Annotated in this window: 23 protein-coding genes; 12 read left to right on the top strand and 11 right to left on the bottom strand. The window is 71.5% G+C overall.

Annotated elements, in window-relative coordinates:
- The first annotated feature begins 42 nt into the window (after nt 1-42).
- Complete coding sequence (locus ACW14Y_RS17355) at nt 43-1,338, top strand: hypothetical protein (protein ID WP_380311612.1); 1,296 nt, start codon at nt 43-45, stop codon at nt 1,336-1,338.
- A 55-nt stretch (nt 1,339-1,393) separates the two neighbouring features.
- Here the strand turns inward: ACW14Y_RS17355 and ACW14Y_RS17350 are convergent, their stop codons facing one another.
- Genes ACW14Y_RS17350 through sdhC form a run of 4 tightly spaced genes read right to left on the bottom strand, consistent with a single transcriptional unit; the run spans nt 1,394 to nt 4,844 of the window.
- On the bottom strand, nt 1,394-2,167 hold the full coding sequence (locus ACW14Y_RS17350; protein WP_030300553.1) for a succinate dehydrogenase iron-sulfur subunit: 774 nt from the start codon (nt 2,165-2,167) through the stop codon (nt 1,394-1,396).
- A complete protein-coding gene (sdhA, locus tag ACW14Y_RS17345; protein WP_380437807.1) occupies nt 2,167-3,909 on the bottom strand; it encodes a succinate dehydrogenase flavoprotein subunit in 1,743 nt (580 codons plus the stop codon). The genes ACW14Y_RS17350 and sdhA overlap by 1 nt, the downstream gene beginning before the upstream one ends.
- 54 nt (nt 3,910-3,963) lie before the next feature.
- Nucleotides 3,964-4,455, bottom strand: coding sequence for a succinate dehydrogenase hydrophobic membrane anchor subunit (locus ACW14Y_RS17340; RefSeq protein WP_266269834.1), 492 nt, complete (start codon nt 4,453-4,455; stop codon nt 3,964-3,966).
- An 8-nt stretch (nt 4,456-4,463) separates the two neighbouring features.
- Complete coding sequence (sdhC, locus tag ACW14Y_RS17335) at nt 4,464-4,844, bottom strand: succinate dehydrogenase, cytochrome b556 subunit (protein WP_037779669.1); 381 nt, start codon at nt 4,842-4,844, stop codon at nt 4,464-4,466.
- Between the two features lie 264 nt (nt 4,845-5,108).
- Between sdhC and ACW14Y_RS17330 the strand changes: the two genes are divergently transcribed.
- Nucleotides 5,109-5,936, top strand: a complete 828-nt coding sequence (locus ACW14Y_RS17330) for a hypothetical protein (protein ID WP_456987516.1) — start codon at nt 5,109-5,111, stop codon at nt 5,934-5,936.
- Nucleotides 5,937-6,017: 81 nt separating this feature from the next.
- Here the strand turns inward: ACW14Y_RS17330 and ACW14Y_RS17325 are convergent, their stop codons facing one another.
- Entirely contained in the window at nt 6,018-6,563 is a 546-nt protein-coding gene (locus ACW14Y_RS17325; RefSeq protein ID WP_045937742.1) for a 2-oxo-4-hydroxy-4-carboxy-5-ureidoimidazoline decarboxylase, read from the bottom strand.
- 272 nt (nt 6,564-6,835) lie between these two features.
- Nucleotides 6,836-7,579, bottom strand: a complete 744-nt coding sequence (locus tag ACW14Y_RS17320; protein WP_380308887.1) for an SDR family oxidoreductase — start codon at nt 7,577-7,579, stop codon at nt 6,836-6,838.
- Between the two features lie 331 nt (nt 7,580-7,910).
- Between ACW14Y_RS17320 and ACW14Y_RS17315 the strand changes: the two genes are divergently transcribed.
- The 7 genes from ACW14Y_RS17315 to ACW14Y_RS17285 all read left to right on the top strand — a co-directional run bounded on the left by ACW14Y_RS17315 (nt 7,911) and on the right by ACW14Y_RS17285 (nt 16,660).
- Nucleotides 7,911-9,164 (top strand): amidohydrolase, encoded by a 1,254-nt coding sequence (locus tag ACW14Y_RS17315; RefSeq protein ID WP_380308888.1) that lies wholly within the window; start codon nt 7,911-7,913, stop codon nt 9,162-9,164.
- 292 nt (nt 9,165-9,456) lie between these two features.
- Nucleotides 9,457-10,518, top strand: coding sequence for a BMP family lipoprotein (locus ACW14Y_RS17310; RefSeq protein ID WP_380308890.1), 1,062 nt, complete (start codon nt 9,457-9,459; stop codon nt 10,516-10,518).
- Between the two features lie 97 nt (nt 10,519-10,615).
- A complete protein-coding gene (locus ACW14Y_RS17305) occupies nt 10,616-12,406 on the top strand; it encodes an ABC transporter ATP-binding protein (RefSeq protein WP_456987513.1) in 1,791 nt (596 codons plus the stop codon).
- Between the two features lie 4 nt (nt 12,407-12,410).
- A complete protein-coding gene (locus ACW14Y_RS17300; RefSeq protein ID WP_380384042.1) occupies nt 12,411-13,568 on the top strand; it encodes an ABC transporter permease in 1,158 nt (385 codons plus the stop codon).
- On the top strand, nt 13,565-14,830 hold the full coding sequence (locus tag ACW14Y_RS17295; RefSeq protein ID WP_380308894.1) for an ABC transporter permease: 1,266 nt from the start codon (nt 13,565-13,567) through the stop codon (nt 14,828-14,830). Before ACW14Y_RS17300 ends, ACW14Y_RS17295 begins: the two co-directional genes overlap by 4 nt.
- The gene (locus ACW14Y_RS17290) at nt 14,827-15,252 is read left to right on the top strand and encodes a cytidine deaminase (protein ID WP_380308895.1); all 426 of its coding nucleotides are present in this window, start codon (nt 14,827-14,829) and stop codon (nt 15,250-15,252) included. The genes ACW14Y_RS17295 and ACW14Y_RS17290 overlap by 4 nt, the downstream gene beginning before the upstream one ends.
- 130 nt (nt 15,253-15,382) lie before the next feature.
- Entirely contained in the window at nt 15,383-16,660 is a 1,278-nt protein-coding gene (locus ACW14Y_RS17285) for a thymidine phosphorylase (protein ID WP_380308897.1), read from the top strand.
- Between the two features lie 26 nt (nt 16,661-16,686).
- Here ACW14Y_RS17285 and ACW14Y_RS17280 read toward each other — a convergent pair whose 3' ends face one another.
- From ACW14Y_RS17280 to ACW14Y_RS17260, 5 genes are all read right to left on the bottom strand, one after another.
- The gene (locus ACW14Y_RS17280; protein ID WP_380308899.1) at nt 16,687-17,241 is read right to left on the bottom strand and encodes a Uma2 family endonuclease; all 555 of its coding nucleotides are present in this window, start codon (nt 17,239-17,241) and stop codon (nt 16,687-16,689) included.
- A gap of 26 nt (nt 17,242-17,267) precedes the next feature.
- Nucleotides 17,268-17,942 carry an alpha/beta fold hydrolase gene (locus ACW14Y_RS17275; protein ID WP_456987509.1) on the bottom strand — a complete coding sequence of 225 codons (675 nt, stop codon included), beginning with the start codon at nt 17,940-17,942 and terminating at the stop codon, nt 17,268-17,270.
- 112 nt (nt 17,943-18,054) lie between these two features.
- Nucleotides 18,055-18,348 (bottom strand): hypothetical protein, encoded by a 294-nt coding sequence (locus ACW14Y_RS17270; RefSeq protein ID WP_380308903.1) that lies wholly within the window; start codon nt 18,346-18,348, stop codon nt 18,055-18,057.
- Nucleotides 18,335-18,688 carry an AbrB/MazE/SpoVT family DNA-binding domain-containing protein gene (locus ACW14Y_RS17265; protein ID WP_456987507.1) on the bottom strand — a complete coding sequence of 118 codons (354 nt, stop codon included), beginning with the start codon at nt 18,686-18,688 and terminating at the stop codon, nt 18,335-18,337. The genes ACW14Y_RS17270 and ACW14Y_RS17265 overlap by 14 nt, the downstream gene beginning before the upstream one ends.
- A 9-nt stretch (nt 18,689-18,697) precedes the next feature.
- Nucleotides 18,698-20,029, bottom strand: coding sequence for an MFS transporter (locus ACW14Y_RS17260; protein WP_380308911.1), 1,332 nt, complete (start codon nt 20,027-20,029; stop codon nt 18,698-18,700).
- 143 nt (nt 20,030-20,172) lie between these two features.
- On the opposite strand from ACW14Y_RS17260, the gene ACW14Y_RS17255 reads away from it, so the two are divergent.
- The 3 genes from ACW14Y_RS17255 (at nt 20,173) to ACW14Y_RS17245 (ending at nt 22,964) form a co-directional block, all read left to right on the top strand.
- Nucleotides 20,173-21,090 carry a LysR family transcriptional regulator gene (locus ACW14Y_RS17255; protein WP_380437833.1) on the top strand — a complete coding sequence of 306 codons (918 nt, stop codon included), beginning with the start codon at nt 20,173-20,175 and terminating at the stop codon, nt 21,088-21,090.
- A gap of 163 nt (nt 21,091-21,253) precedes the next feature.
- The gene (locus ACW14Y_RS17250) at nt 21,254-22,402 is read left to right on the top strand and encodes an adenosine deaminase (RefSeq protein WP_051755241.1); all 1,149 of its coding nucleotides are present in this window, start codon (nt 21,254-21,256) and stop codon (nt 22,400-22,402) included.
- A gap of 211 nt (nt 22,403-22,613) precedes the next feature.
- Nucleotides 22,614-22,964 (top strand): ATP-binding protein, encoded by a 351-nt coding sequence (locus ACW14Y_RS17245; RefSeq protein WP_266269818.1) that lies wholly within the window; start codon nt 22,614-22,616, stop codon nt 22,962-22,964.
- Nucleotides 22,965-23,035 lie beyond the last annotated feature (71 nt).

The following is a 23,035-nucleotide window of genomic DNA, read 5'->3' as shown; positions in this document are numbered from 1 at the left end:
GACATGTCGTTCGTGCTTCCACGAAGAGGGGTGGGGTACTCCATGAAGACCACGCATCGCCGACGACTCGGCGCCGCCGTCACCGTCGCACTGACGGCGGGCCTGTTCGCCGCACCGGCCGTCGCCGCCGGGACCGACGTGACCCCTCCCGGGGTCGCCGTCTCCTCGACCGACTTCCCGTCCGGCCCCGGCGCGACCTCGGTCAAGTACGCCGGACAGATCGGCACCTTCGTCCTCACCGGTACCGACCTCGCCCCGGAGGGCGACACGGCCTCCGGTGTCGCCTGCTTCAGCTACGTGTTGAACGGGACCCTGGGGGTCTCCGACCGCCACTGCGGCCCCGGCACGGTCGCGGCCGGTCCGGACGGCACCGTCGGCGTCGCCCTGCGCGTCCCGCAGTGGGGCACCAACATCCTGACCGTCCAGGCCGAGGACAACGCCGGCAACGTGAGCCAGCCGTTCTCCTACACCTTCTACGCCCGCTCCAACCCCAACCCGCCGCAGGCACCCGGGGACGTCGACGGGGACGGCGTGCCGGACATCCTGCTGCCGGACGCCGCGGGGAACCTCCAGATCATCGGCGCCTCCGCCGCCGACACCACGCCGACCTCCGTCGTGGCCGCCTCGGCCGCACCGAACCGGACCTCGTGGAGCACCGTCCAGCTCGCCCACCGGGGCTGGCGGGGTCATGCCCCGATCGACGATGTGCTGATGCACGAGCCCGGGTCGACCACGCTGGACTTCTACTACAACGCCGACTACGGCACGTTCCGCCAGGCCCCGAGCAACGTCGCCCGGCCCACGTCCTGCCAGAGCGCCGCGGGCACCGCGACCGCCTGCCCGGCCGACTACGCGCGCGACTGGAGCCGGGCCGACCAGCTGGTCGCCCTCGGTTCGCTCAACACCCAGCCGCTCGCCTCGCTGCTGACCGTCGAGAACGGGGACCTCTGGCTGTTCCCCAACCCCGGGCTGCAGTACCGGCTCTCCACCGCCCGCAGGCTCACCACCGGCGGAGCCTGGGCCGGCCTCGACCTGATCGCCCCCGGCCCCGACGCCACGGGCAAGCTCGCCCTGTGGGCGCGCGAGCGGGCCACCGGAGCGCTGCACGCGTACCCGGTCCCGAAGCTCGCGAACGGCACCTTCGACTTCTCCGCGCTCGCCGACCCGACGGCGGGCGTGGTCGCCACCGGCTTCACCACCGACGCCTACCCGGTGCTCGGCAGCTCCGGCGACGGCGACGGCGACAAGGTGCCCGACCTGTGGGCCGTCACCGCCGACCGGCACCTGCTGACCTACCGGGGCCTCACGGACCCGAAGGACCTCGGCCTCCTGCGCTGAGCAACGCGAAGGCCCCCGTCCGGAGCGGACGGGGGCCTTCGGCGTGGGACCGGGATCAGAAGCGGCGGGTGACCAGGGCGCGCTTCACTTCCTGGATCGCCTTGGTGACCTCGATGCCGCGGGGGCAGGCCTCCGAGCAGTTGAAGGTGGTCCGGCAGCGCCAGACGCCCTCACGGTCGTTGAGGATCTCCAGCCGCTGCTCCGCGCCCTCGTCGCGCGAGTCGAAGATGAAGCGGTGGGCGTTGACGATCGCGGCCGGGCCGAAGTACTGGCCGTCGTTCCAGAACACCGGGCAGGACGACGTGCACGCGGCGCACAGGATGCACTTGGTGGTGTCGTCGAAGCGCTCGCGGTCCTCGGCGGACTGCAGGCGCTCGCGGGTCGGCTCGTTCCCCTTGGTGATGAGGAACGGCATGACGTCCTTGTACGCCTGGAAGAACGGGTCCATGTCCACGATCAGGTCCTTGAGGACCGTCAGGCCCTTGATGGCCTCGATCGTGATCGGCTTCTCCGGGTTGACGTCCTTGAGCAGGGTCTTGCACGCCAGCCGGTTGCGGCCGTTGATCCGCATGGCGTCGGAGCCGCAGATGCCGTGGGCACAGGAACGGCGGTAGGTGAGGGTGCCGTCCTGCTCCCACTTGATCTTGTTGAGCGCGTCCAGGACGCGCTCCTTCGGGTCCATCTCCAGCTGGTAGTCGACCCACACCGGGTCCGGGTGCTCCTCCGGGTTGAACCGGCGGATCCGGACGGTGACGGTGATCAGCTTGGTGCCGCCGGCCTCGGCCGCGTCCAGAGCGGCCGAGTGCTTCTCCATGGTCGGAGTGCTCATCAGTACTTACGCTCCATCGGCTGGTAGCGGGTCGTGACGACCGGCTTGTAGTCGAGGCGGATGGAGGTGCTGCCGTCGGCGGCGACCTCCTGGTACGCCATGGTGTGCTGCATGAACTTCACGTCGTCACGGGTCGGGAAGTCCTCGCGGTAGTGACCGCCGCGCGACTCCTCGCGGGCGAGCGCGGAGACGGCCAGGACCTCGGCCAGGTCGAGCAGGTTGCCCAGCTCGATGGCCTCCAGCAGGTCCGTGTTGTAACGGAAGCCCTTGTCCTGGATCGAGACGTTCTTGTAGCGCTCCTTCAGGCCGGCGATGTCCTCGACCGCCTGCTTCAGGGTCGCACCGGTGCGGTACACCATCGCGTTGGCGTCCATGGACTCCTGCAGCTCCTTGCGGATCTGCGCCACGGACTCGGTGCCGGTGGACTCGCGGAGCGAGTCCACGAGGTTCTGGACGAGCTGCTCCGGGTTCTCCGGCAGCGGCACGAACTCGTTGGCGTCGGCGAAGCCCGCGGCGGCGAGGCCGGCGCGACGGCCGAAGACGTTGATGTCCAGCAGCGAGTTGGTGCCCAGACGGTTGGCGCCGTGCACCGACACGCAGGCGACCTCGCCGGCCGCGTACAGGCCCGGGACGACGTCGGTGTTGTTGCGCAGCACCTCACCCTCGACGTTGGTCGGGATGCCGCCCATGGCGTAGTGCGCGGTGGGCTGGATCGGGATCGGGTCCGTGTAGGGCTCGATGCCGAGGTAGGTACGGGCGAACTCGGTGATGTCCGGGAGCTTGGCGTCCAGCTGCTCCGGCGGCAGGTGGGTCAGGTCCAGGTAGACGTGGTCGCCGTCCGGACCGCAGCCCCGGCCCTCGCGGATCTCGGTGTAGATCGCGCGGGAGCAGACGTCACGGGACGCGAGGTCCTTCATGACGGGGGCGTAGCGCTCCATGAAGCGCTCGCCGTCCTTGTTGCGCAGGATGCCGCCCTCGCCGCGGGCGCCCTCGGTGAGCAGGATGCCCATCCGCCAGATGCCCGTCGGGTGGAACTGGAAGAACTCCATGTCCTCCAGCGGCAGGCCGCGGCGGTAGGCCACCGCCTGGCCGTCACCGGTGAGGGTGTGGGCGTTCGAGGAGACCTTGAACATCTTGCCGGTGCCGCCGGAGGCGAACACGACGGCCTTGGCCTGGAAGACGTGGATCTCGCCGGTGGCCAGCTCGTAGGCGACGACGCCGGCCGTGCGGCCCTCGTTGATCAGCAGGTCCAGGACGTAGAACTCGTTGAAGAACTCGACGCCGTGCTTGACGCAGTTCTGGAACAGCGTCTGGAGGATCATGTGACCGGTGCGGTCGGCCGCGTAGCAGGAACGGCGGACCGGGGCCTCGCCGTGGTTGCGGGAGTGGCCGCCGAAGCGGCGCTGGTCGATCCGGCCCTGCTCGGTGCGGGAGAAGGGCAGACCCATCTTCTCCAGGTCGAGGACCGCGTCGATGGCCTCCTTGCACATGATCTCGGCGGCGTCCTGGTCGACCAGGTAGTCACCACCCTTGACCGTGTCGAAGGTGTGCCACTCCCAGTTGTCCTCCTCGACGTTGGCGAGGGCGGCGCACATGCCGCCCTGGGCCGCGCCGGTGTGGGACCGGGTCGGGTAGAGCTTGGTCAGGACCGCGGTGCGGCTGCGCTGCGTCGACTCGATGGCGGCGCGCATCCCGGCGCCGCCGGCGCCGACGATGACGGTGTCGTACTGGTGAATCTGCATGGGGGGTTAACTCGCCTCTGGCCTCTGCCGATGTCCGATGTGGATGCTGTCGGCTCAGATGTTGGGATCGAAGGTGAAGATCACCAGGGTGCCGAGCAGCACGGTGAAGACCGTGGCGGTACCCATGAGGCCCTTCAGCCAGAGCCGGGTGGAGTCCTTCTCGGCGTAGTCGTTGATGACCTGACGCATGCCGTTGGCGCCGTGCAGCATGGCGAGCCAGAGCATGGTGAGGTCCCAGACCTGCCAGAACGGCGAGGCCCAGCGGCCGGCCACGAAGGCGAAGCCGATCTTGGAGACGCCGCCGTCGAGCACCAGCATGATCAGCAGGTGGCCGAGGATCAGCACCACGAGGACGATGCCGGACAGGCGCATGAAGAGCCAGGCCAGCATCTCGAAGTTGGTACGGGTGCGGCGCGGGGTCTTCTTCGACCGCTGCCTGGCCGGTTCGATCACGAACGCGTCGGCCGGGTTGCCGGTACCGAGACCCTTGGCGGTGTGCGCCTGGGCGGAGGGGACCACCACAGCGTCGGAGATTTCCGTGGACATGTCTCAGATCACTTCCCGAACCAGGAGGTCAGCGTGTGCTGCAGGATCGGGTAGAAGGCGCCCGCCATGAGGACGACCCAGACTCCGACCACGGTCCAGAGCATCTGCTTCTGGTACTTCGGGCCCTTGGACCAGAAGTCGACGGCGACGACGCGCAGTCCGTTCAGGGCGTGGAACAGGATGGCGGCCACCAGGCCGTACTCCATCAGGTTCACGAGGGGCGTCTTGTACGTCTGAATGACGGTGTCGTACGCCTCGGGCGACACCCGCACCAGCGCGGTGTCCAGGACATGGGCGAACAGGAAGAAGAAGATGAGGACGCCGGTGACTCGATGAGCCACCCAGCTCCACATGCCTTCCCGGCCGCGGTACAGCGTTCCAGCCGGCACGGAAAAACCCTCCGGAAGCGATTGGGGGCTCGGCCGGCTTCGGTGTCGGTCAGCCCGGCCGGGTACGGTCCACCGGCCGCGAGCATCCTATCGACGCCTTGTCGGGAACCGCCTCCGGGGGTCCGAGGTGTGATCAATCAGGCACGACTGGCCTAGTCGGACGGGAACCCGGGCGTCGATCGCTACGCAGGGTGACCGATCGGGTGCTCCAGGTCGCGCTACGGTGGCCCACCCGTCCGCCGCCGACACCCCGCCGAGGCCCCCGTGCCGCACCGCGTCCCGCGTCCCGCCCGCACCCCGCGTCCGTCCCGCCCTCCCGCTCCGCTGCTGGCCACCCCCCTGCTGGCCGGGGCGCTGCTGCTCGCCGGCGGCTGCGCCGCCCCGGCGGGCGGCTCGGCCGACCGGGCCGCCGCCGCCCCGGCCCGGGAGCTGTCCGCCGCCGAACTGCGCGCCGCCGCGGTCACCGACGCGGAGCTGGGGCCCGGCTTCACCGTCACCGTGATCGCCCCCGGCCACGGCGAGACCGGCCCCGACGGCGGCCGGGAGACCGCCGACAAGCCGGTCTGCCAGCCGTTGCTGGACGCGGTGGCGCCGGCGGCGGGCCCGGCGAAGGCCGCCCGGGCCTCCGCCTCCCCGGTGCCGGTGTCGGCGGTGCCGTACGCGGAGACCGATCTGAGCGTGGCCCTGGCCGCCGACCCCTCGGGGAGCCTGTACGGCGGACTGCTCGGCTACCGGGGCGACCGGGCGGCCCGGCTGCAGGCGGAACTGGAGGGACTGTTCGCTCCGTGCGCGGAGTTCTCCTCGACCGCGCCGCCGCCCCCGGCGGACCGGAGCCGGGGAGCGACCCGGACCGGGCACCGGCTGAGCCGGAACGACACGCCCACGCCCGAGGGAGCCGACGCGGCGACGGGTTTCACCCTCACGAATGAATCCGGTGCGGTGGTGCTCGCGCAGCGTGCCGTCATGGCGCGGGTCGGACCGGCCCTGGTGGTGTTCAGCACGGTGGGCGTCGGCGCCGAGCCGGCCCCGGTGCCGGACGAGCGGGTCGTCCGGCACCAGGTGGCCAAGCTGCGCGCGGCCCAGAAGGGCTGAGGCCCGGAAAGGCTGAGGCCCGGAAAGGCTGAGCCCCGGAAAAGCCGGAGCCCCGGGCGCCGAGGGCGCCCGGGGCGGGGATCAGCGGGCCCCGGCCCCCGAATGGGTGGCGACCAGGTGCTCCAGCCGGGTGAGGGCGATCCGGCGCAGCTCGTCGGCGGCGACCAGGCGCTCCTCGTCGGGATCGTTGGCGAGACGGGTGCGGATCGAGCTGAGTACGGCGTCGAGCATCTCCTCGGGGTCGATGCCCTCCAGGCAGACCACGAAGACATGGCCGAACCGTGCCTCGTAGGCCGCGTGGGCCGCCCGCAGCGCGGTGTGCGCCGCCTGGCTGCCGGGTGCGCGCATGCCGAGGAGCGGCTGCGGCATCCAGCTCTCGTCCGCCAGCGCCTCGGCCAGGTCGGCCGGACGCAGGTCGTACGAGGCCTCGCTGGCGGCGGCGCGCAGGGACTCTATGTCGGGGTAGGGCCGGTGGGCGGTGAGCCGGAGGGCCCAACGGTGGCTGCCGCAGCAGGCGAGCAGGGCCTCCTCCGCGGCTCCGGCGTCGGCCTCGTTGAAACGGTGCAACCCGAGGAGGGTCGGTTCGTCCCTGGGGTCGAGCCTCGGTGACGGAATGTCGCTGGCCAGCGGGTCCTCCTCGTGAGGGCGGGAAGGGGCCGGTGAAGTGGCGGTGACGGCAGGTGAAGTATCAGGCTGCGGAACGGCGTCCAACGCCCGCCCGGCAGCGGCTCAACGGTAGTTGAGCCGTCATCAGTTGGGGAGGGCGCACGCGGATTTCATCCGAACGAGCTATCAAGTTGTGACGTTGACACCTCCGTGTCAGCGCCCTCCCCTTCTTCGTCTGCTAATACGCACCGCCTCCGGTGCTCCCGCCGGTGCTCCCGTCGCCCGGTGCCGGGTCAGAGCTCCCGGTGGACCTTGTGGTTGGCGGCCTGGGCCCGGGGGCGGACCACCAGCAGGTCGATGTTGACGTGCGGGGGCCGGGTGACGGCCCAGGCGACGGTGTCGGCGATGTCCTCGGAGTCGAGGGGTTCGGCGACACCGGCGTACACGGCGGCGGCCTTCTCCTCGTCGCCGCGGAAGCGGGTCACCGCGAAGCCCTCGGACCTGACCATGCCCGGGGCGATCTCGATCACCCGGATCGGCTCCCCGCACAGCTCCAGCCGGAGCGTCGCGGCGATGGTGTGCGCGGCGTGCTTGGCCGCGACGTAGCCGCCGCCGCCCTCGTACGCGGCGAGCGCGGCGGTGGACGACATGACCAGGACGGTGCCGTCGCCGCTCGCCCGCAGGGCCGGCAGCAGCGCCTGGGTCATGTGCAGCACGCCGAGCACGTTGACCTGGTACATGGCGAGCCAGTCGGCCGGGTCGCCGTGCTCCACGGTCTCCGCGCCGATCGCGCCGCCGGCGTTGTTCACCAGGACGTCCACCCGGCCGAGCCCGGCCGCGAAGGCGTCCACGGCGGCCCGGTCGGTGACGTCCAGGGTGTGGGCGCGGCCCCCGATCTCCTTGGCCAGCGCCTCGATCCGGTCGGTCCGGCGGGCGGTCAGCACCACCTCGAAGCCCTCGGCGGCGAGCCGGCGGGCGGTCGCCGCGCCGATCCCACTGCTCGCACCGGTGACGACGGCCACCTTCTGCTCGGTCATTGCCACTCCTGGGATAGCCCGGTCGGTTCGGCCGATCATCTCAAGACCGCCGACGGGCGGCGCAGGGGCGGGGTCCCGGGGCCAGGTCGAACACTTTGAGCCATGATTCGAACGGCCGGGGGCCGGGCGCCGCCGTCCGGAGCGTCCGCGAACCGCCGGGCCGGGAGCGGCGTTACCGCCGTCGCCGATGGTCGTTGCACTGGGCAGGCACCATGGGGAAGGCGGCTGAAACAAGATGTCATACCCACCGGCGCGGCCGGTATGCGCCCATCCGGGCAGTGATTTTCGGGAAGTCAGGCCAAATCCCCCCAACGGGCCTACCCTTGTTGAGATGAACCGTCGTGAGTCCGCCCAGTCGGCCGTCACCCTCACCGCTGCACGCCCCGCCGCCGGTCTCCGTGACCGGGTACGCGAGCTGGAGCCCGAGCTGATCGCCTTCCGGCGGGACCTGCACCGGCACCCGGAGCTGGGCCGCCAGGAGTTCCGTACCACCGGCCGGCTGCGCGACCGTCTGGTCGCGGCCGGCCTCGCCCCCCGGATCCTCCCGGGCGGCACCGGAATGCTCGTCGACATCGTTCCCGAATCCGCCCCGCGCGGGGCCGAGTTCCTCGCCTTCCGCGCCGACATCGACGCCCTGCCGATCGACGACGCCAAGACCGAGGTGCCCTACCGGTCGAGCGTCCCCGGCCGGGCCCACGCCTGCGGCCACGACGTGCACACCTCGGTGGTGCTCGGCACCGCGCTGGTGCTCGCCGAGGCGGCCCGGACCGGGGAACTCCGCCGCCCGGTCCGGCTGGTGTTCCAGCCCGCCGAGGAGGTCATGCCCGGCGGCGCCCTCGACGTGATCGCGGCCGGCGGCATGGAGGGCGTCGGCCGGATCTTCGCCGTGCACTGCGACCCCAAGGTGGAGGCGGGCCGGATCGCCCTGCGGGTCGGGGCGATCACCTCGGCCTGCGACCGTCTGGTCCTGCACCTGGACGGCCCCGGCGGCCACACCGCGCGGCCGCACCTGACCACCGATCTGGTCACCGCGATCGCCAGGACCGCCGCCGAGCTGCCGGCCGCGCTGGCCCGCCGGATGGACCCGCGCTGGGGCGTCTCGCTGGTCTGGGGCCGGATCGCCGCCGGCTCCGCGCCCAATGTGATCCCGCAGCACGCCGAACTGGAGGGCACCGTCCGCTGCCTGGAGCTGGACGGCTGGCGGCAGGCGCCGGACCTGCTGCACGAGTTGATCGCCCGGCTCGCCGAGACCCACCGCGCCAAGTGGACGCTGGACTACCACCGGGGCGTGCCGCCGGTGGTCAACGAGGCGGGCTCGGTGGGCCTGCTGGACGCCGCGATGACCGCGCGCTTCGGCGGGTCCGGGGCGACCGTGGTGGAGGACACCGAGCAGTCGCTCGGCGGGGAGGACTTCTCCTGGTACCTGGAGCACGCCCCCGGCGCGCTGGCCAGGCTCGGCGTCCGCACTCCCGGCGACACCGCCGTCCGGGACCTGCACCAGGGCCGCTTCGACGCGGACGAGCGGGCGATCGCGGTCGGGGTGGAGCTGTTCGCCGCGCTGGCGCTGGAGCCCGGGACGCCCTGACCGCACCGGCGCCCGGGAGGCCCTGACACACTCCCTCGTAACGACCTGAACCGGACACCCACCGAGGGTGTCCGGTTTGTCGCAATACCCCCTTTATTTCGGGTTACGTACACTGGGTTGGGCCAGTTCCAATCACCCTCAGTGAAGGGGAAAGGAGTGTCGGGTGGACCGTGAGACCACGGTTTGATAACAACCCGAATGCTCCGGCGGCCCGTAACCCAACCGTGTTCTACGCGCGTTACGGTGGCGTCCGACCACGCTAAACGGGTGCGTGTGAGAAGGAGATATTCCCTTGCGCCGTTCTACCAAGCTCGCTGCGGTTGTGCTCTCGGGTTCCCTGGGCATCGCCTCGCTCGCCGCATGCGGCGCAAAGAGCAATGACACTTCCGCCTCCTCCGGCGCCTCCGACGGTGCGCTGAAGGTCGGTATGGCCTACGACATCGGCGGCCGTGGCGACCAGTCCTTCAACGACTCCGCCGCGCGCGGTCTCGACCAGGCCAAGTCCCAGCTCGGTGTCGCCGTCACCGAGGCCGACGCCAAGACCGGCGAGGCCGAGGCCGACAAGGAGACCCGTCTCAAGAACCTGGTGACCGCCGGTTACAACCCGGTCATCGCGGTCGGCTTCGTCTACCAGGCGGCCGTCGAGAAGGTCGCCAAGGAGAACCCGAACACCAAGTTCGCGATCATCGACTCGGCGTCCGACACCCAGCCGAGCAACGTCACCTCGCTGACGTTCTCCGAGCAGGAGGGCTCCTACCTCGCCGGTGTCGCCGCCGCCCTCAAGACGAAGACCAAGCACGTGGGCTTCATCGGCGGTGTGCAGACCGAGCTGATCAAGAAGTTCGAGGCCGGTTACCGCGCGGGCGTCAAGTCCGTCGACCCGAACATGCCGGTCGAGGTCACCTACCTGACCACCCCGCCGGACTTCTCCGGCTTCGCCGCCCCCGACAAGGGCAAGGAAGCCGCGCAGGGCCAGCTCGACAAGAAGGCCGACGTCATCTACACCGCCGCCGGCTCCTCCGGCAACGGTGCGATCGAGGCGGCCGCCGGTGCCGGCGCCCTGGCCATCGGTGTCGACTCCGACCAGGCCGCGCAGCCCGCTCTGGCGAAGTACAAGAACAGCATCATGACCTCGATGGTCAAGAACGTCGACAAGGCCGTTTTCGCCTACATCGAGTCCGCCAAGAAGGGCCAGGTCTTCACCGGTGTGAAGAACTTCGACCTCAAGGCCGACGGTGTCTCGCTCGCCACCACCGGCGGCAAGATCGACGACATCAAGAGCAAGCTCGACGAGGCCGCCACCGGCATCAAGAACGGCGCCATCACCGTCCCGACCGACCCGTCCAAGATCTAAGGGTCCACGGTTCGACCGGACGTCGCTGCCGCTGCCGCCTGCCCGGCAGCGCGATGATGGACGCAACATCAGGGAGGGGCCCGGAAGGGTGCGCTCAGTGCGTACCCCCGGGCCCCGTCCCGTCCCCCCAGCCTTTTCGCTTTTGGCCCTCCAGCGCAACGACGCGCCTCCAGACCACCAGGAGATCGCCATCACCGCATCCGACCCCGCCCCGACCACGGGCGGCAACCCCAGCGCGGGGACGGCGACACCGGCCGTCGAACTGCGCGGCATCACCAAGCGCTTCCCCGGCGTCGTGGCCAACCACGACATCAACCTCACCGTCCGCACCAGCACCGTGCACGCCCTCATGGGCGAGAACGGCGCCGGCAAGTCGACGCTGATGAAGATCCTCTACGGCATGCAGAAGCCGGACGAGGGCACCATCGCGATCAACGGCGAGCTGTGCGAGTTCAACACCCCCGGCGAGGCCATCGCGCGCGGCATCGGCATGGTGCACCAGCACTTCATGCTCGCCGACAACCTCACCGTGTGGGAGAACGTCGTCCTCGGCGGCGAGCACCTGTACGGCATCGGCGGCAAGGCCAAGGCGAAGATCAAGGAGATCTCCGACCAGTACGGCCTGGGCGTGCGCCCCGACGCCCTGGTCGAGGACCTCGGCGTGGCCGACCGCCAGCGGGTCGAGATCCTCAAGGTGCTCTACCGCGGCGCCAAGATCCTGATCCTCGACGAGCCCACCGCGGTGCTCGTCCCGCAGGAGGTCGACGCCCTGTTCGACAACCTGCGGGAGCTGAAGTCCGAGGGCGTCACCGTCATCTTCATCTCGCACAAGCTGCACGAGGTGCTCTCGGTGGCCGACGCGATCAGCGTCATCCGCCGCGGCACCACCGTCGGCGACGCGGACCCGAAGAGCGTCACCGCCCGCCAGCTCGCCGAGCTGATGGTCGGCGCCGAGCTCCCCTCCCCGGAGAGCCGCGAGTCCACCGTCACCGCCGACGAGATGCTGCGCGTCGACGGCCTGCGGATCGCCAAGACCGACGCCGAGGGCATCGAGCGCGTCGTCCTGGACGACATCTCGCTGCGCATCCACAAGGGCGAGATCCTCGGCATCGCCGGTGTCGAGGGCAACGGCCAGGCCGAACTGGTCGAGGCCGTGATGGGGATGCTCCCGCTGGACGGCGGCACCGTCGTCCTGGACGGCCAGGACCTCTCCGGCACCCTCACCCGGGCCCGCCGCGAGGCCGGCATCGGCTACATCCCCGAGGACCGCCACCGGCACGGTCTGCTGCTGGAAGCCCCGCTCTGGGAGAACCGGATCCTCGGCCACGTCACCGAGCGGCCCAACTCCAAGGGCGTGCTGCTCGACCCGGCCGCCGCCCGCAAGGACACCCAGCGGATCGTCGAGGAGTACGACGTCCGCACCCCCGGCATCGAGGTCACCGCGGCCTCCCTCTCCGGCGGCAACCAGCAGAAGCTGATCATCGGCCGCGAGATGAGCCACCAGCCCAAGCTGCTCATCGCCGCCCACCCCACCCGCGGTGTGGACGTCGGCGCCCAGGCGCAGATCTGGGAGCACATCCGGGTCGCCCAGCGGGCCGGCCTCGCCGTGCTGCTGATCTCGGCCGACCTGGACGAGCTGATCGGCCTCTCCGACACCATCCGGGTGATCTACCGCGGCCGGCTGGTCGCCGACGCCGACCCGGCCACCGTGACCGCCGAGGACCTCGGCACCGCGATGACCGGTGCCGCCCGGGGCCACATCGAGTCCGAGCCGGAGGCGGTCGCCGAGGCGCAGGCCCTGGCGGCCGAGGGCACCGAGGCGCAGTCCGCGGCCCCCACCGACACCGCCCCCACCGACACCGCCGACGACCAGCAGGCGGGGGAGTAGCCACATGACCAGTCCCAACCCCACCGCCGGGCCCGCGCGGGCGAAGCGGTTCGACGGCGAGAAGATCGTCCTCGCCCTCGCGGCGCCGGTGCTCGCCGTGCTGCTGTCCGTCGTGATCTGTTCCGTCCTCCTGGCGACCTCGGGCAAGAACCCGTTCGACGCCTGGAACGTGATGATCACGTACGCGACCAAGTCGGACGGCCAGGTGGCCATCCTCAACCGGTCCACCACGTACTACCTGGCCGCCGCGGCCGCCGCCTTCGGCTTCCGGATGAACCTCTTCAACATCGGTGTCGAGGGCCAGTACAAGGTCGCCGCGCTGTTCGCGGCCTTCGTCGGCAGCAAGCTCGACCTGCCGTCGTTCATCCAGATCCCGCTGCTGCTGATCACCGCCATGCTGGTCGGCGGTCTGTACGCGAGCATCGCCGGTCTGCTGAAGGTCTTCCGCGGCGTCAGCGAGGTCATCTCGACCATCATGCTGAACGCCATCGCGGTCGCCATCGTCGGCCTGCTGCTCGTCCCCGGCATCTTCGCGCCGGACAAGAAGGGCACCGGCAACGCGATCCAGACCGCCCCGGTCTCGGAGTCCAGCCACTTCTTCGCGATCAACACCGACGGCGGCCCGCTCTACGGCTTCCTCTTCATCGCGATCCTGGTCGGCGTCGCCTTCCAGTTCACCCTGACCCGCACCCGCTTCGGCTTCGACCTGCGCGCCACCGGCCGCTCGGAGACCGCGGCCACCGCGTCCGGTGTGAACGTCAAGCGCATGGTCGTCATCTCGATGGTGGTCTCCGGTGCGCTGGCCGGTCTGATCGGTCTGCCCGAGCTGCTGCAGAACTCGTACAACTTCGGCCAGAGCTTCCAGGGCGGCCTCGGCTTCCTGGGCATCTCGGTCGCCCTGCTCGGCCGCAACAGCCCGATCGGCATGGCCTTCGCCGCAGTGCTGTTCGCCTTCCTCGACTCCACCGGCGCCCAGCTGCCGCTCCAGGGCGGCTTCCCGTTCGAGATCGTCCCGGTCATGCAGGGCACCATCGTCATCTGTGTCGTCGTCGCCTACGAGCTGGTGCGGCGCTACGGCCTCAAGCGCCAGCAGCAGAAGGTCGGCGCCGAGCTCGCCGCCCAGGCCGCCGCGGCCGCCGAGAAGAAGGAGGTGTCCGCATGAGCACGGCCACCGCTGCCCGCGCCAAGGCGCCGGGCGCTCCCGCCAAGAAGCGCAAGATGTCCTGGCCGGTGGTGCTGCTGCTGATCGCGGGCGCCCTGGTCCTCTTCTCGGTCGTCGGTGTCATCACCGGCAACCACTCGCTGACCTCCTCCGGTCAGGTCACCGCCGCGCTCAGCGCCGCCGTGCCGATCGGCATGGCCGGTCTGGGCGGTCTCTGGTCCGAGCGGGCCGGCGTGGTCAACATCGGCCTCGAAGGCATGATGGTCGCTGGCACCTTCTGCGGCGCCTGGGGCGGCTACCTGGTCAGCCCGTGGTTCGGCCTGGTGGCCGGCATGCTCGGCGGCGCGCTCGGCGGTCTGCTGCACGCCGTCATCACGGTGACCTTCGGCGTCGACCACATCGTCTCCGGTGTCGGCGTCAACCTGCTGATCCCCGGCATCTGCGCCTACGTCAACCGGATCTACTACAAGGACTACATCTCCGTCGGCGCCGGTGCGAACCAGTCCCCGCCGGCCGATCCGCTGCCGTACATCACGATCCCCGGCCTCTCCTCGGGGCTGAAGGACATCGAGGCGCACCACTGGTTCGTGGTCTCGGACGTCGCCGGTGTGCTCGGCGGCCTGGTCACCAACATCTCGGTGGTCGTGCTGCTGGCCGGCGCGCTGATCGTGGCGAGCTACTTCGCCCTCTGGCGCACCGTGTTCGGCCTGCGGCTGCGCTCCTGCGGCGAGAACCCGACCGCGGCCGAGTCGCTGGGCGTCAACGTCTACAAGTACAAGTACCTCGCGGTCATCATGTCCGGCGCCTTCGCGGGCCTCGCCGGCGCGTACCTCTCGCTGGTCGCGGCGCACTTCTACAAGGACGGCCAGACCAACGGCCGCGGCTTCATCGGCCTCGCGGCGATGATCTTCGGCAACTGGATGCCGGGCGGCCTCGCCATGGGCGCCGGCCTGTTCGGCTTCACCGACAGCCTCCAGCTGCGCGACCCCGAGTCGGTGCACGCGCTGATCCTGGTGGTCGCCATCGCGATGGCGCTGCTGGCGGCCTGGCACCTGTACCGCCGCAAGCACACCGCGGCGCTGATCTCGCTGGTGGTCTCCGGCGGCCTGTTCGCCTGGTACTTCACCACCGACGAGGTGCAGCGCCCGCTGATCGTCGCCACGCCGTACGTGATCACCCTGGTGGTGCTCGCGCTGGCCTCGCAGCGGCTGCGCCCGCCGAAGGCGGACGGTCAGATCTACCGCAAGGGCCAGGGCAAGTGACGTCCGCGGCCGAGGCGGCCGGAGTGGCCGGGGCGGCCGGAGCGGTCGACTGGGACGCGCTGCGGGCGGCGGCGCGCGAGGCGATGAGCCACGCGTACGCGCCGTACAGCAAGTTCCCGGTCGGCGCCGCCGCCCTGGTGGACGACGGCCGGACGGTCACCGGCTGCAATGTGGAGAACGCCTCGTACGGCCTGGCGCTGTGCGCCGAGTGCGGCCTGGTCTCCATGCTGCACGCGACCGGCGGCGGCCGGCTGACCGCGTTCACCTGTGTGGACGGGGCGGGCGAGCTGCTGATGCCGTGCGGCCGCTGCCGTCAGCTGCTGTACGAGCACGGCGGACCGGACCTGCTGGTCGAGCTGCCCTCCGGGGTGCGCCCGATGAGTGAGGTCCTGCCCGACGCGTTCGGGCCGGAGCGCCTGTAGGCGCGGCTCTGGCACTGCCGTTTGTTACGCGCGTAGAGTGTCGCGAGTGGGGCCCTTCCGGGTCGACTCGCGGCACTCTTCGCCTTTTGTACCTCGCATGTTGAACCTCTCTTGGAGCAATGGAGCATCCATGGACGCCATCTCCGTCATCAGGACCAAGCGCGACCGCGGAGAGCTGAGCCATGCTCAGATCGACTGGGTCATCGACGCCTACACCCGCGGGGAGGTCGCCGACGAGCAGATGTCCGCGCTGGCCATGGCCATCCTGCTGAACGGCATGAACCCGGGCGAGATCAGCCGCTGGACGGACGCGATGATCCGCTCCGGCGTCCGGATGGACTTCTCCTCGCTGGCGCAGCCCACCAGTGACAAGCACTCCACCGGTGGCGTCGGCGACAAGATCACCCTGCCGCTCGCCCCGCTGGTCGCCGCCTGCGGTGCCTCGGTGCCGCAGCTGTCGGGCCGCGGCCTCGGCCACACCGGCGGCACCCTCGACAAGCTGGAGTCCATCCCCGGCTGGCGCGCCCTGCTCTCCAACGAGGAGATGCTCCAGGTGCTGCACGACGCCGGCGCGGTCATCTGCGCGGCCGGCGACGGCCTCGCCCCGGCGGACAAGAAGCTGTACGCCCTGCGCGACGTCACCGGCACCGTCGAGGCGATCCCGCTGATCGCCTCCTCGATCATGTCCAAGAAGATCGCCGAGGGCACCGGCGCGCTCGTCCTGGACGTCAAGGTCGGCTCCGGCGCGTTCATGAAGAACCTCGACGACGCCCGCGAGCTGGCCCGCACCATGGTCGGCCTCGGCACCACCGCCGGCGTCAACACGGTCGCCCTGCTCACCGACATGTCGACCCCGCTCGGCCTCACCGCGGGCAACGCGCTGGAGGTCCGGGAGTCGGTCGAGGTGCTGGCCGGCGGCGGCCCCGCCGACGTGGTCGAGCTGACCCTCGCGCTGGCCCGCGAGATGCTCGCCGCCGCGGGCGTGCACGGCAAGGACCCGGCCGACGCGCTGCGGGACGGCTCCGCGATGGACCACTGGCGCCGCATGATCGCCGCCCAGGGCGGCGACGTGGACGCCCCGCTGCCGGTCGCCCGCGAGCAGCACGTCGTCCCCGCCCCGGCCTCCGGTGTGCTCACCACCCTGGACGCCTACGCCGTGGGCGTCAGCGCCTGGCGCCTCGGCGCGGGCCGCGCCCGCAAGGAGGACCCGGTGCAGGCCGGCGCCGGCGTCGAGATGCACGCCAAGCCGGGCGACACCGTGGTGGCCGGCCAGCCGCTGCTGACCCTGCACACCGACACCCCGGAGCGCTTCGAGTACGCGATCGAGGCCCTGGCCGGCGGCATCGAGGTCTCCCCGGCCGGCACCGCGTTCACCCCGAACCCGATCGTGCTGGACCGCATCGCCTGACCACCGCTCCTGCGCGCGTACGCCGGTCAGGCGTACGTGCGCAGGACGCCGGTGTCGAGCGTCCACGGGCCCACGGTGATCGTGTCCCCGAAGGCGAACTCCTTGCGCGAGGTGCAGCCGGGCTCGTCGTGGACGATGCCGGTGCCCTTGCGGGGGTCGACCAGCAGGTGGAGCGGGATGCCCATGGCCGCGTAGTCGCGGACCTTGGTTTGGTAGTCGTTCCCCGGGGCGGACTTCGGGACGATCTCCACGACCAGCAGCACCTCGTGCGGCAGGAGCGCGGGTCCGCCGCCCTCCGGCGCCGCTTCGGCGAACACCATGAGGTCCGGAACCCTGAGCCTCCCCCGGGAGGCGTCCTCCAGCTCCGCGCCCGCGTGGGCGACATGGCCGGGGTGGGTGCGGGGAAGCTGGGCGTTCAGTTGCCGCGCGATGCCGACGATCGCCCACGCGTGCTGCTCGACCGGTGGGAGTGCCAGCGTGATCATGCCGCCGGCGATCTCGACCTTCCCGATGCCGGGAATCAGTGGCAGCCGATCGGCGCTCTCCCGCAGCCGCGCGTACGCGGCGGGATCGATGCTCATGTCCGGAGCGTAGCGGGACAGCTGCTTCAGCCGACGGCCGTGAGGGCGAGCTTCAGGAAGTCCTCGGGGGCCTCGCGGACGAGGTCGTGGCCGACCGGGAGGGTGTGGACGGTCCAGGCCGGGTCGGTGCGCAGGCGGGCGACGGTGTCGAGGAACGGGGTGTCCTCGAAGCGCTCGGCGTGCAGGTAGACCCGGGGGACGTTCAGGGTGTCCACGGCGCCGGTGAGGCGGACCGGCTGGAGCAGGGTGGCCAGCGGGTGCACGGTGGCGCGCGGGTCGAGGGCCGGGTGCAGGCCGACCAGGTTGCCGCCGCCCGCCGCGGCGCCGGTCAGGTACCGCTGCTTCCAGACGTCGTTGACGATGCCGTACGCCGACTCGCCGTCGCGCGGCACGAAGGCGTCCGCGTAGACCAGCCCGGCGATCCGCTCCGGGGCCCGGTCGGCGACGCCGGAGGCGACCATGCCGCCGTAGCTGTGCGAGACGAGCACGGCGTCGGTGACCTGCTCGGCCTCCAGCAGGCCGAGCACGTCCTGGAGGTGCGTCTCCAGGCCGACGGCCGCGGTGTTGAGGTGGCCGCGCTCGCTCACCCCGGTCAGCGTCACCGGGTACACCTCGTGCCCGGCGGCCCGCAGCCCGTCGGTGAGCGGCCGGTACCACCAACCACCGTGCAGGGCGCCGGGGATGAGGACGAAGGTGGCCATGGTGGTTCCTTTGCTCGCGCTGTGCCGGGTGGGACGTGGACAAAGCTACGGCGGATACCTGACAACGAGCGTCAGGTATCCGCCGGTAGCGTGGAGACGGAGGCCGGGAATCTCAGGGACGGCCGAAGATGTCGTGAGTGCCGATGCGACGCCAGACGATGTGCGGCTCACCCTCCTGGAGCGGGGTGCCGTAGCTGAACGTCGCTCGGCCGTCGGGGGCCCAGGTCAGTTCCCAGATATCCGGGTGGCCCTGCATCTTCTTGACCCGCAGTCCGCGCCGGAAGCCCTGGCCGGTCCGGAGGTCGGCGACAAACTGGGCGACCGCGACCAGGAACGCGGCCTTCTGTGCCGGGGTGAGGTTCTTCCAGTCGCGGAGGAAGTGGGCCAGGGACTCATACGTCGGCACGGTGCTTGATCTCCCCGAGGTCCAGCCCCGCCTCGTCGGCGAGCGACTGCAGGAACTCCTCGCCGTCCTGGAACACATCGCCGCGTTCCCCCTCGGCGATGGCGCGGTCGACCTCGTCCTCCTTGTCCTGCCAGGCCGGCGTCCAGAACCAGGCCTGGTCGTCGGGGATGACGGAGGCCGGGGTCAGGACGATGCGGCCGTCCTCCACCGCGACCACGAGCTGGTCGCCCTCTTGGAGGTCGAGCTGTTCTCTAATCTCCTGGGGGATGGTGACCACACCCTTCTTCCGCACAGGGGTGGACACCAGGTGGGGGCGGCGACGGCGCTTGAGGTCTGCCATGAGGAAAGTCTACTGGGCGGAAAGTCTGCCTGGCAGACCCTTGTCGCGGCGGCTGCCCGCGTGGGCCCGGTGGGTGGCGTAGAGGGTGACGCCCGCGGCGAGGGCCATCGCGGCGAGGCCGACGGTGGCGGCGCCCGGCCAACCGGTGGAGTGGAACGCGTCGGCGCCGATCGTGCCGCCGAGGCTGTTGCCCAGGTAGTAGGCGATCAGGTAGAGCGCGGAGGCCTGGGCGCGGCCCTCGGTCGCGGTGCGGCCGACCGCCGAGGAGGCGGTGGCGTGGCCGGCGAAGAAGCCGGCCGTGATCAGGACCAGGCCGAGCAGTGCGAAGGCCAGCGAGTCGGCGAGGGAGAGCAGCAGTCCGAGGGCGGTGGTGCCGATCGCGACGTACAGCGCGCCGCGGCGGCCGAGCCGGCCGGCCAGGCGTCCCGCCGCCGCCGAGGTGGCGGTGCCGACCAGGTAGACCACGAAGATCGAGGCGGCGACGGACTCCGGCAGGTGGAAGGGCGCGGCGATCAGCCGGTAGCCGATGGTGTTGTAGACGGCGCCGAAGACGGCCATGAACAGCAGCCCCAGCGCGTACAGCCGCAGCAGCAGCGGGTTGCGCAGGTGGCGGCCGACGGTGCGGGCCAGGGCGCGGGCGTCCACCGGGGCCGGGGCGAAGTGCCGGGCGGCGGGGATCAGCAGCCGGAACGCCAGCACGGCCAGCAGGGCGAGGGCGGCGGAGGCGGCGAGGCCCCAGCGCCAGCCGAATCCGGCCGCGACCCAGCCGGAGAGCAGCCGTCCGCCCATGCCGCCGATGCTGTTGCCCGCCACGTACAGCCCCATCGCCGAGGCCAGCGCGGAGGGGTGGACCTCCTCGGCGAGGTAGGCCATCGCGGTGGCCGGCAGTCCGGCGAGCGCGGCGCCCTGGAGGGCGCGCAGCACGACCAGGGTGGTGAGGTCCGGCGCGAACGGCAGCGCGAGGGCGAGGGCGGCGGCGGCCAGGGTGGAGGCCGTCATCACCGCGGTACGGCCGTAGCGGTCGGAGAGCGCGCTCGCGGGGAGCAGGCCGAGGGCGAGGCCGAGGGTGGCGGCGGAGGCCGTCCAGCTGGCCTGCCCGGGGGTGAGGCCGAGGTCGTCCGAGAGGACGGGCAGCAGGCCCTGGGTGGAGTAGAGGAGGACGAAGGTCGCGATGCCGGCCGCGAACAGGGCGAGGTTGGCCCGGCGGAAGGAGCGCTGGCCGGGGCGGTGCCGGTCGTCCCCGAACAGGGACCCGTCCGCGCGGGTGCTGTCCGGGAGGAGGGTCGGCCGGGCGAGGGCGTCCGAGGTGGCCACGGACGCCCCGGTACTGGAGGGCTGCATGACGTCGAAGGTAGAACTGTCGTACTGATGCGTCCAATGCATGAACCGGCAATAATCCATACCTGGACGCATGAGCGGAGCGTACGGACCAGGGACGGGGTGCTGTGACGACCGGTGGTGGCGAGTCGACCCTTCCGGCGGAGCTGGGGCCCGAGCTCCCGGCCGTGCAACTGGCGCCGAGACTGGCCCAGTTCGCGGCCGTCGCGCGGCTGGAGCACGTGACGCAGGCGGCGGAGCTGCTGGGCATGCCGCAGCCCACGCTGTCCCGGGCGGTGGCCCGGCTGGAGGCCGAGCTCGGGGTCGACCTGCTGGCCCGTCAGGGCCGGACGGTCCGGCTGACCAGGGCGGGCCGGCTGCTGCTGGCCTCGGTGGAGCGGGCGCTGGCCGAGGTCGAGCGCGGCGCCGAGGCGGCGCGGGCGGAGGCCGACCCGCGGACCGGCCGGGTGGCGTTCGGCTTCCTGCACACCATGGGGACGGACACGGTGCCGGCCCTGCTGCGGGACTTCCGGCGGGCGTATCCGCAGGTCAGGTTCCAGCTGGTGCAGGACTACGTGGGCGCGATGCTGGACCGGCTGCGCTCAGGGGAGCTGGACCTCTGCCTGGTCTCGCCGCTGCCGGACGGCGACCCGGCGTTCGCGGCCCGCCGACTGGACGAGCAGCGGCTGTACCTCGCCGTCCCGGCGGACCACCGGCTGGCCGGGCGGCGCCGGATCCGGCTGGCGGAGGTGGCGGAGGAGCCGTTCGTCGGGCTGGAGCGCGGGTACGGGATGCGGGCGATCACCGACGGGTTCTGCGCGGAGGCCGGGTTCGTGCCGAGGCTCGCCTTCGAGGGGGAGGAGACCGAGACCCTGCGCGGGCTGGTCGCGGCCGGGCTGGGCGTGGCGCTGCTGCCGCCGGCGCTGGTGCCGCGGCCGGGGGTGGTGGAGCTGGAGGTGACGGCGCCGCGCACCCGGCGGGCGATCGGGCTGGCCTGGGCACCGGGCCGGCCGGTGACCCCGCCGGTGGCGGCGTTCCGGGACTTCGTGCTGTCGCGGCGCGGGCGGCTGCTGGCGCACGACTGAGGGCGGCGGCACGGCGTTCGGTCGAGGGGACGGGCCGGTCGGGACGGGCGTCCTGCGGGCAGATGACCCGAATCGTCCGTTCGGGGGAATTCCCGGTGGACATTGGACGATTCGGCCCTGTGAACGGTGGCCTGTCTACGCGCGTAGGAGCTACACTCCCGCAATGGAGAAGCAGATCCCCGTCACCACCGCGGGCACCGGCCCCCGGATTCCCACCCCCGACCAGATCGCCCGCGCCCCGAAGGTGCTCCTGCACGACCACCTCGACGGCGGCCTGCGCCCCGAGACCGTGGTCGAGCTGGCCGCCGCCGTCGGCTACGAGGGCCTCCCCACCACCGACGCCAAGGAGCTCGGCGAGTGGTTCCGCGAGGCCGCGGACTCCGGCTCGCTGGTCCGCTACCTGGAGACCTTCGCCCACACCTGCGCCGTGATGCAGACCCGTGAGGCGCTGATCAAGGTCGCCGCCGACTGCGCCGAGGACCTCGCCGCCGACGGCGTCGTCTACGCCGAGGTGCGCTACGCCCCCGAGCAGCACCTGGAGCGCGGCCTGACCCTCGACGAGGTCGTCGAGGCCGTCCAGGAGGGCTTCCGCCTCGGCGAGGCCAACGCCCGCGCGGCCGGCCACCGGATCCGGATCGGCACCCTGATCACCGCGATGCGGCACGCCGCCCGCTCGCAGGAGATCGCCGAGCTGGCCAACCGCCACCGCGAGGGCGGCGTCGTCGGCTTCGACATCGCCGGTGCCGAGGCGGGCTACCCCCCCACCCGCCACCAGGCCGCCTTCGACTACCTCAAGGGCGAGAACAACCACTTCACCATCCACGCGGGCGAGGCCTTCGGTCTGCCGTCGATCTGGGAGGCCCTGCAGTGCTGCGGCGCCGACCGCCTCGGCCACGGCGTGCGGATCGTCGACGACATCACGGTCGAGGAGGACGGCACCGTCAAGCTGGGCCGCCTCGCCGCGTACGTGCGCGACAAGCGCATCCCGCTGGAGATGTGCCCCACCTCCAACCTCCAGACGGCCGCCGCCACCTCGTACGCCGAGCACCCGATCGGGCTGCTCAGCCGGCTGAAGTTCCGGGTCACCGTGAACACCGACAACCGGCTGATGAGCGGCACCAGCATGAGCCGCGAGTTCGGGCACCTGGTGGAGGCCTTCGGCTACACGCTGGGCGACATGGAGTGGTTCACCGTGAACGCGATGAAGTCGGCGTTCCTGCCGTTCGACGAGCGGCTCGCGATGATCAACGACGTGATCAAGCCGGGCTACGCCGAGCTCAAGGCGGAGTGGCTGTTCAGCAACGGCGCCTGAACCGCCTCCCGGTGGTCGGATGAACGACCTTTTCCGCCAAGGAAATTGGCGTTCATCCGACTACTCCCTCGGGTGGGTGAACCGCCGTTGATCCTCGTGCGACCCAATCACTACGGTGTGCCAGTCATTGCTGACCGGCTGTGGTGGACGGGCCCCCGTTGCGCCAGTCGCGCGGGTCGGCCACCGACGAGGACCCAAGGGGACTAACCAGATGAAGCAGGCCACTCTCAAGGCCGCCGGCACCGCCGCGCTCGGCATCGCCATCGCCGCGGTCGGCGCCGGCGCCGCCTCCGCCGCCCCCGCGGCCGCCACCGGTGGCCTAGGGCTCCCGACCTCCCTGCTGACCAACCCGGCGGCCACCAACGCCGTCACCGACGCCGCGGGCAAGCTGCCGGTCGCCGACAAGGTCAGCGGCACGCTCGGCACCCTCGCCCCCAGCGCGGGCCAGGCCGCCGCCCCGGCCGCCGGCAACCGGGCCGGCGTGCCCAGCGTCCCGGGCCTCGACAAGACCCCGCTGGGCGGTCTCACCCAGACCCTCCCGCTCCCGGGCCTCGGCGGCTGATCCCGCCCCGGCTCCGCACGGCCGGAAGGGGCCGCCCACTCCTCGACGGGAGCGGGCGGCCCCTTCCGGCC

It is taken from the genome of Kitasatospora sp. cg17-2, assembly GCF_054031055.1.
Note: the sequence above shows the minus strand (reverse complement) of the source record. Positions and strands in the feature narration are given on the sequence as shown.

What these genes read in the sequence shown, in the direction of transcription:
- ACW14Y_RS17355 (WP_380311612.1), top strand. Translation starts at nt 43, where the DNA reads ATGAAGACCACGCATCGCCGACGACTCGGCGCCGCCGTCACCGTCGCA.
- ACW14Y_RS17350 (WP_030300553.1), bottom strand. Translation starts at nt 2,167, where the DNA reads ATGAGCACTCCGACCATGGAGAAGCACTCGGCCGCTCTGGACGCGGCC.
- sdhA (WP_380437807.1), bottom strand. Translation starts at nt 3,909, where the DNA reads ATGCAGATTCACCAGTACGACACCGTCATCGTCGGCGCCGGCGGCGCC.
- ACW14Y_RS17340 (WP_266269834.1), bottom strand. Translation starts at nt 4,455, where the DNA reads ATGTCCACGGAAATCTCCGACGCTGTGGTGGTCCCCTCCGCCCAGGCG.
- ACW14Y_RS17320 (WP_380308887.1), bottom strand. Translation starts at nt 7,579, where the DNA reads ATGACCGAGCAGAAGGTGGCCGTCGTCACCGGTGCGAGCAGTGGGATC.
- ACW14Y_RS17315 (WP_380308888.1), top strand. Translation starts at nt 7,911, where the DNA reads ATGAACCGTCGTGAGTCCGCCCAGTCGGCCGTCACCCTCACCGCTGCA.
- ACW14Y_RS17300 (WP_380384042.1), top strand. Translation starts at nt 12,411, where the DNA reads ATGACCAGTCCCAACCCCACCGCCGGGCCCGCGCGGGCGAAGCGGTTC.
- ACW14Y_RS17295 (WP_380308894.1), top strand. Translation starts at nt 13,565, where the DNA reads ATGAGCACGGCCACCGCTGCCCGCGCCAAGGCGCCGGGCGCTCCCGCC.
- ACW14Y_RS17285 (WP_380308897.1), top strand. Translation starts at nt 15,383, where the DNA reads ATGGACGCCATCTCCGTCATCAGGACCAAGCGCGACCGCGGAGAGCTG.
- ACW14Y_RS17280 (WP_380308899.1), bottom strand. Translation starts at nt 17,241, where the DNA reads ATGAGCATCGATCCCGCCGCGTACGCGCGGCTGCGGGAGAGCGCCGAT.
- ACW14Y_RS17275 (WP_456987509.1), bottom strand. Translation starts at nt 17,942, where the DNA reads ATGGCCACCTTCGTCCTCATCCCCGGCGCCCTGCACGGTGGTTGGTGG.
- ACW14Y_RS17265 (WP_456987507.1), bottom strand. Translation starts at nt 18,688, where the DNA reads ATGGCAGACCTCAAGCGCCGTCGCCGCCCCCACCTGGTGTCCACCCCT.
- ACW14Y_RS17260 (WP_380308911.1), bottom strand. Translation starts at nt 20,029, where the DNA reads ATGCAGCCCTCCAGTACCGGGGCGTCCGTGGCCACCTCGGACGCCCTC.
- ACW14Y_RS17250 (WP_051755241.1), top strand. Translation starts at nt 21,254, where the DNA reads ATGGAGAAGCAGATCCCCGTCACCACCGCGGGCACCGGCCCCCGGATT.
- ACW14Y_RS17245 (WP_266269818.1), top strand. Translation starts at nt 22,614, where the DNA reads ATGAAGCAGGCCACTCTCAAGGCCGCCGGCACCGCCGCGCTCGGCATC.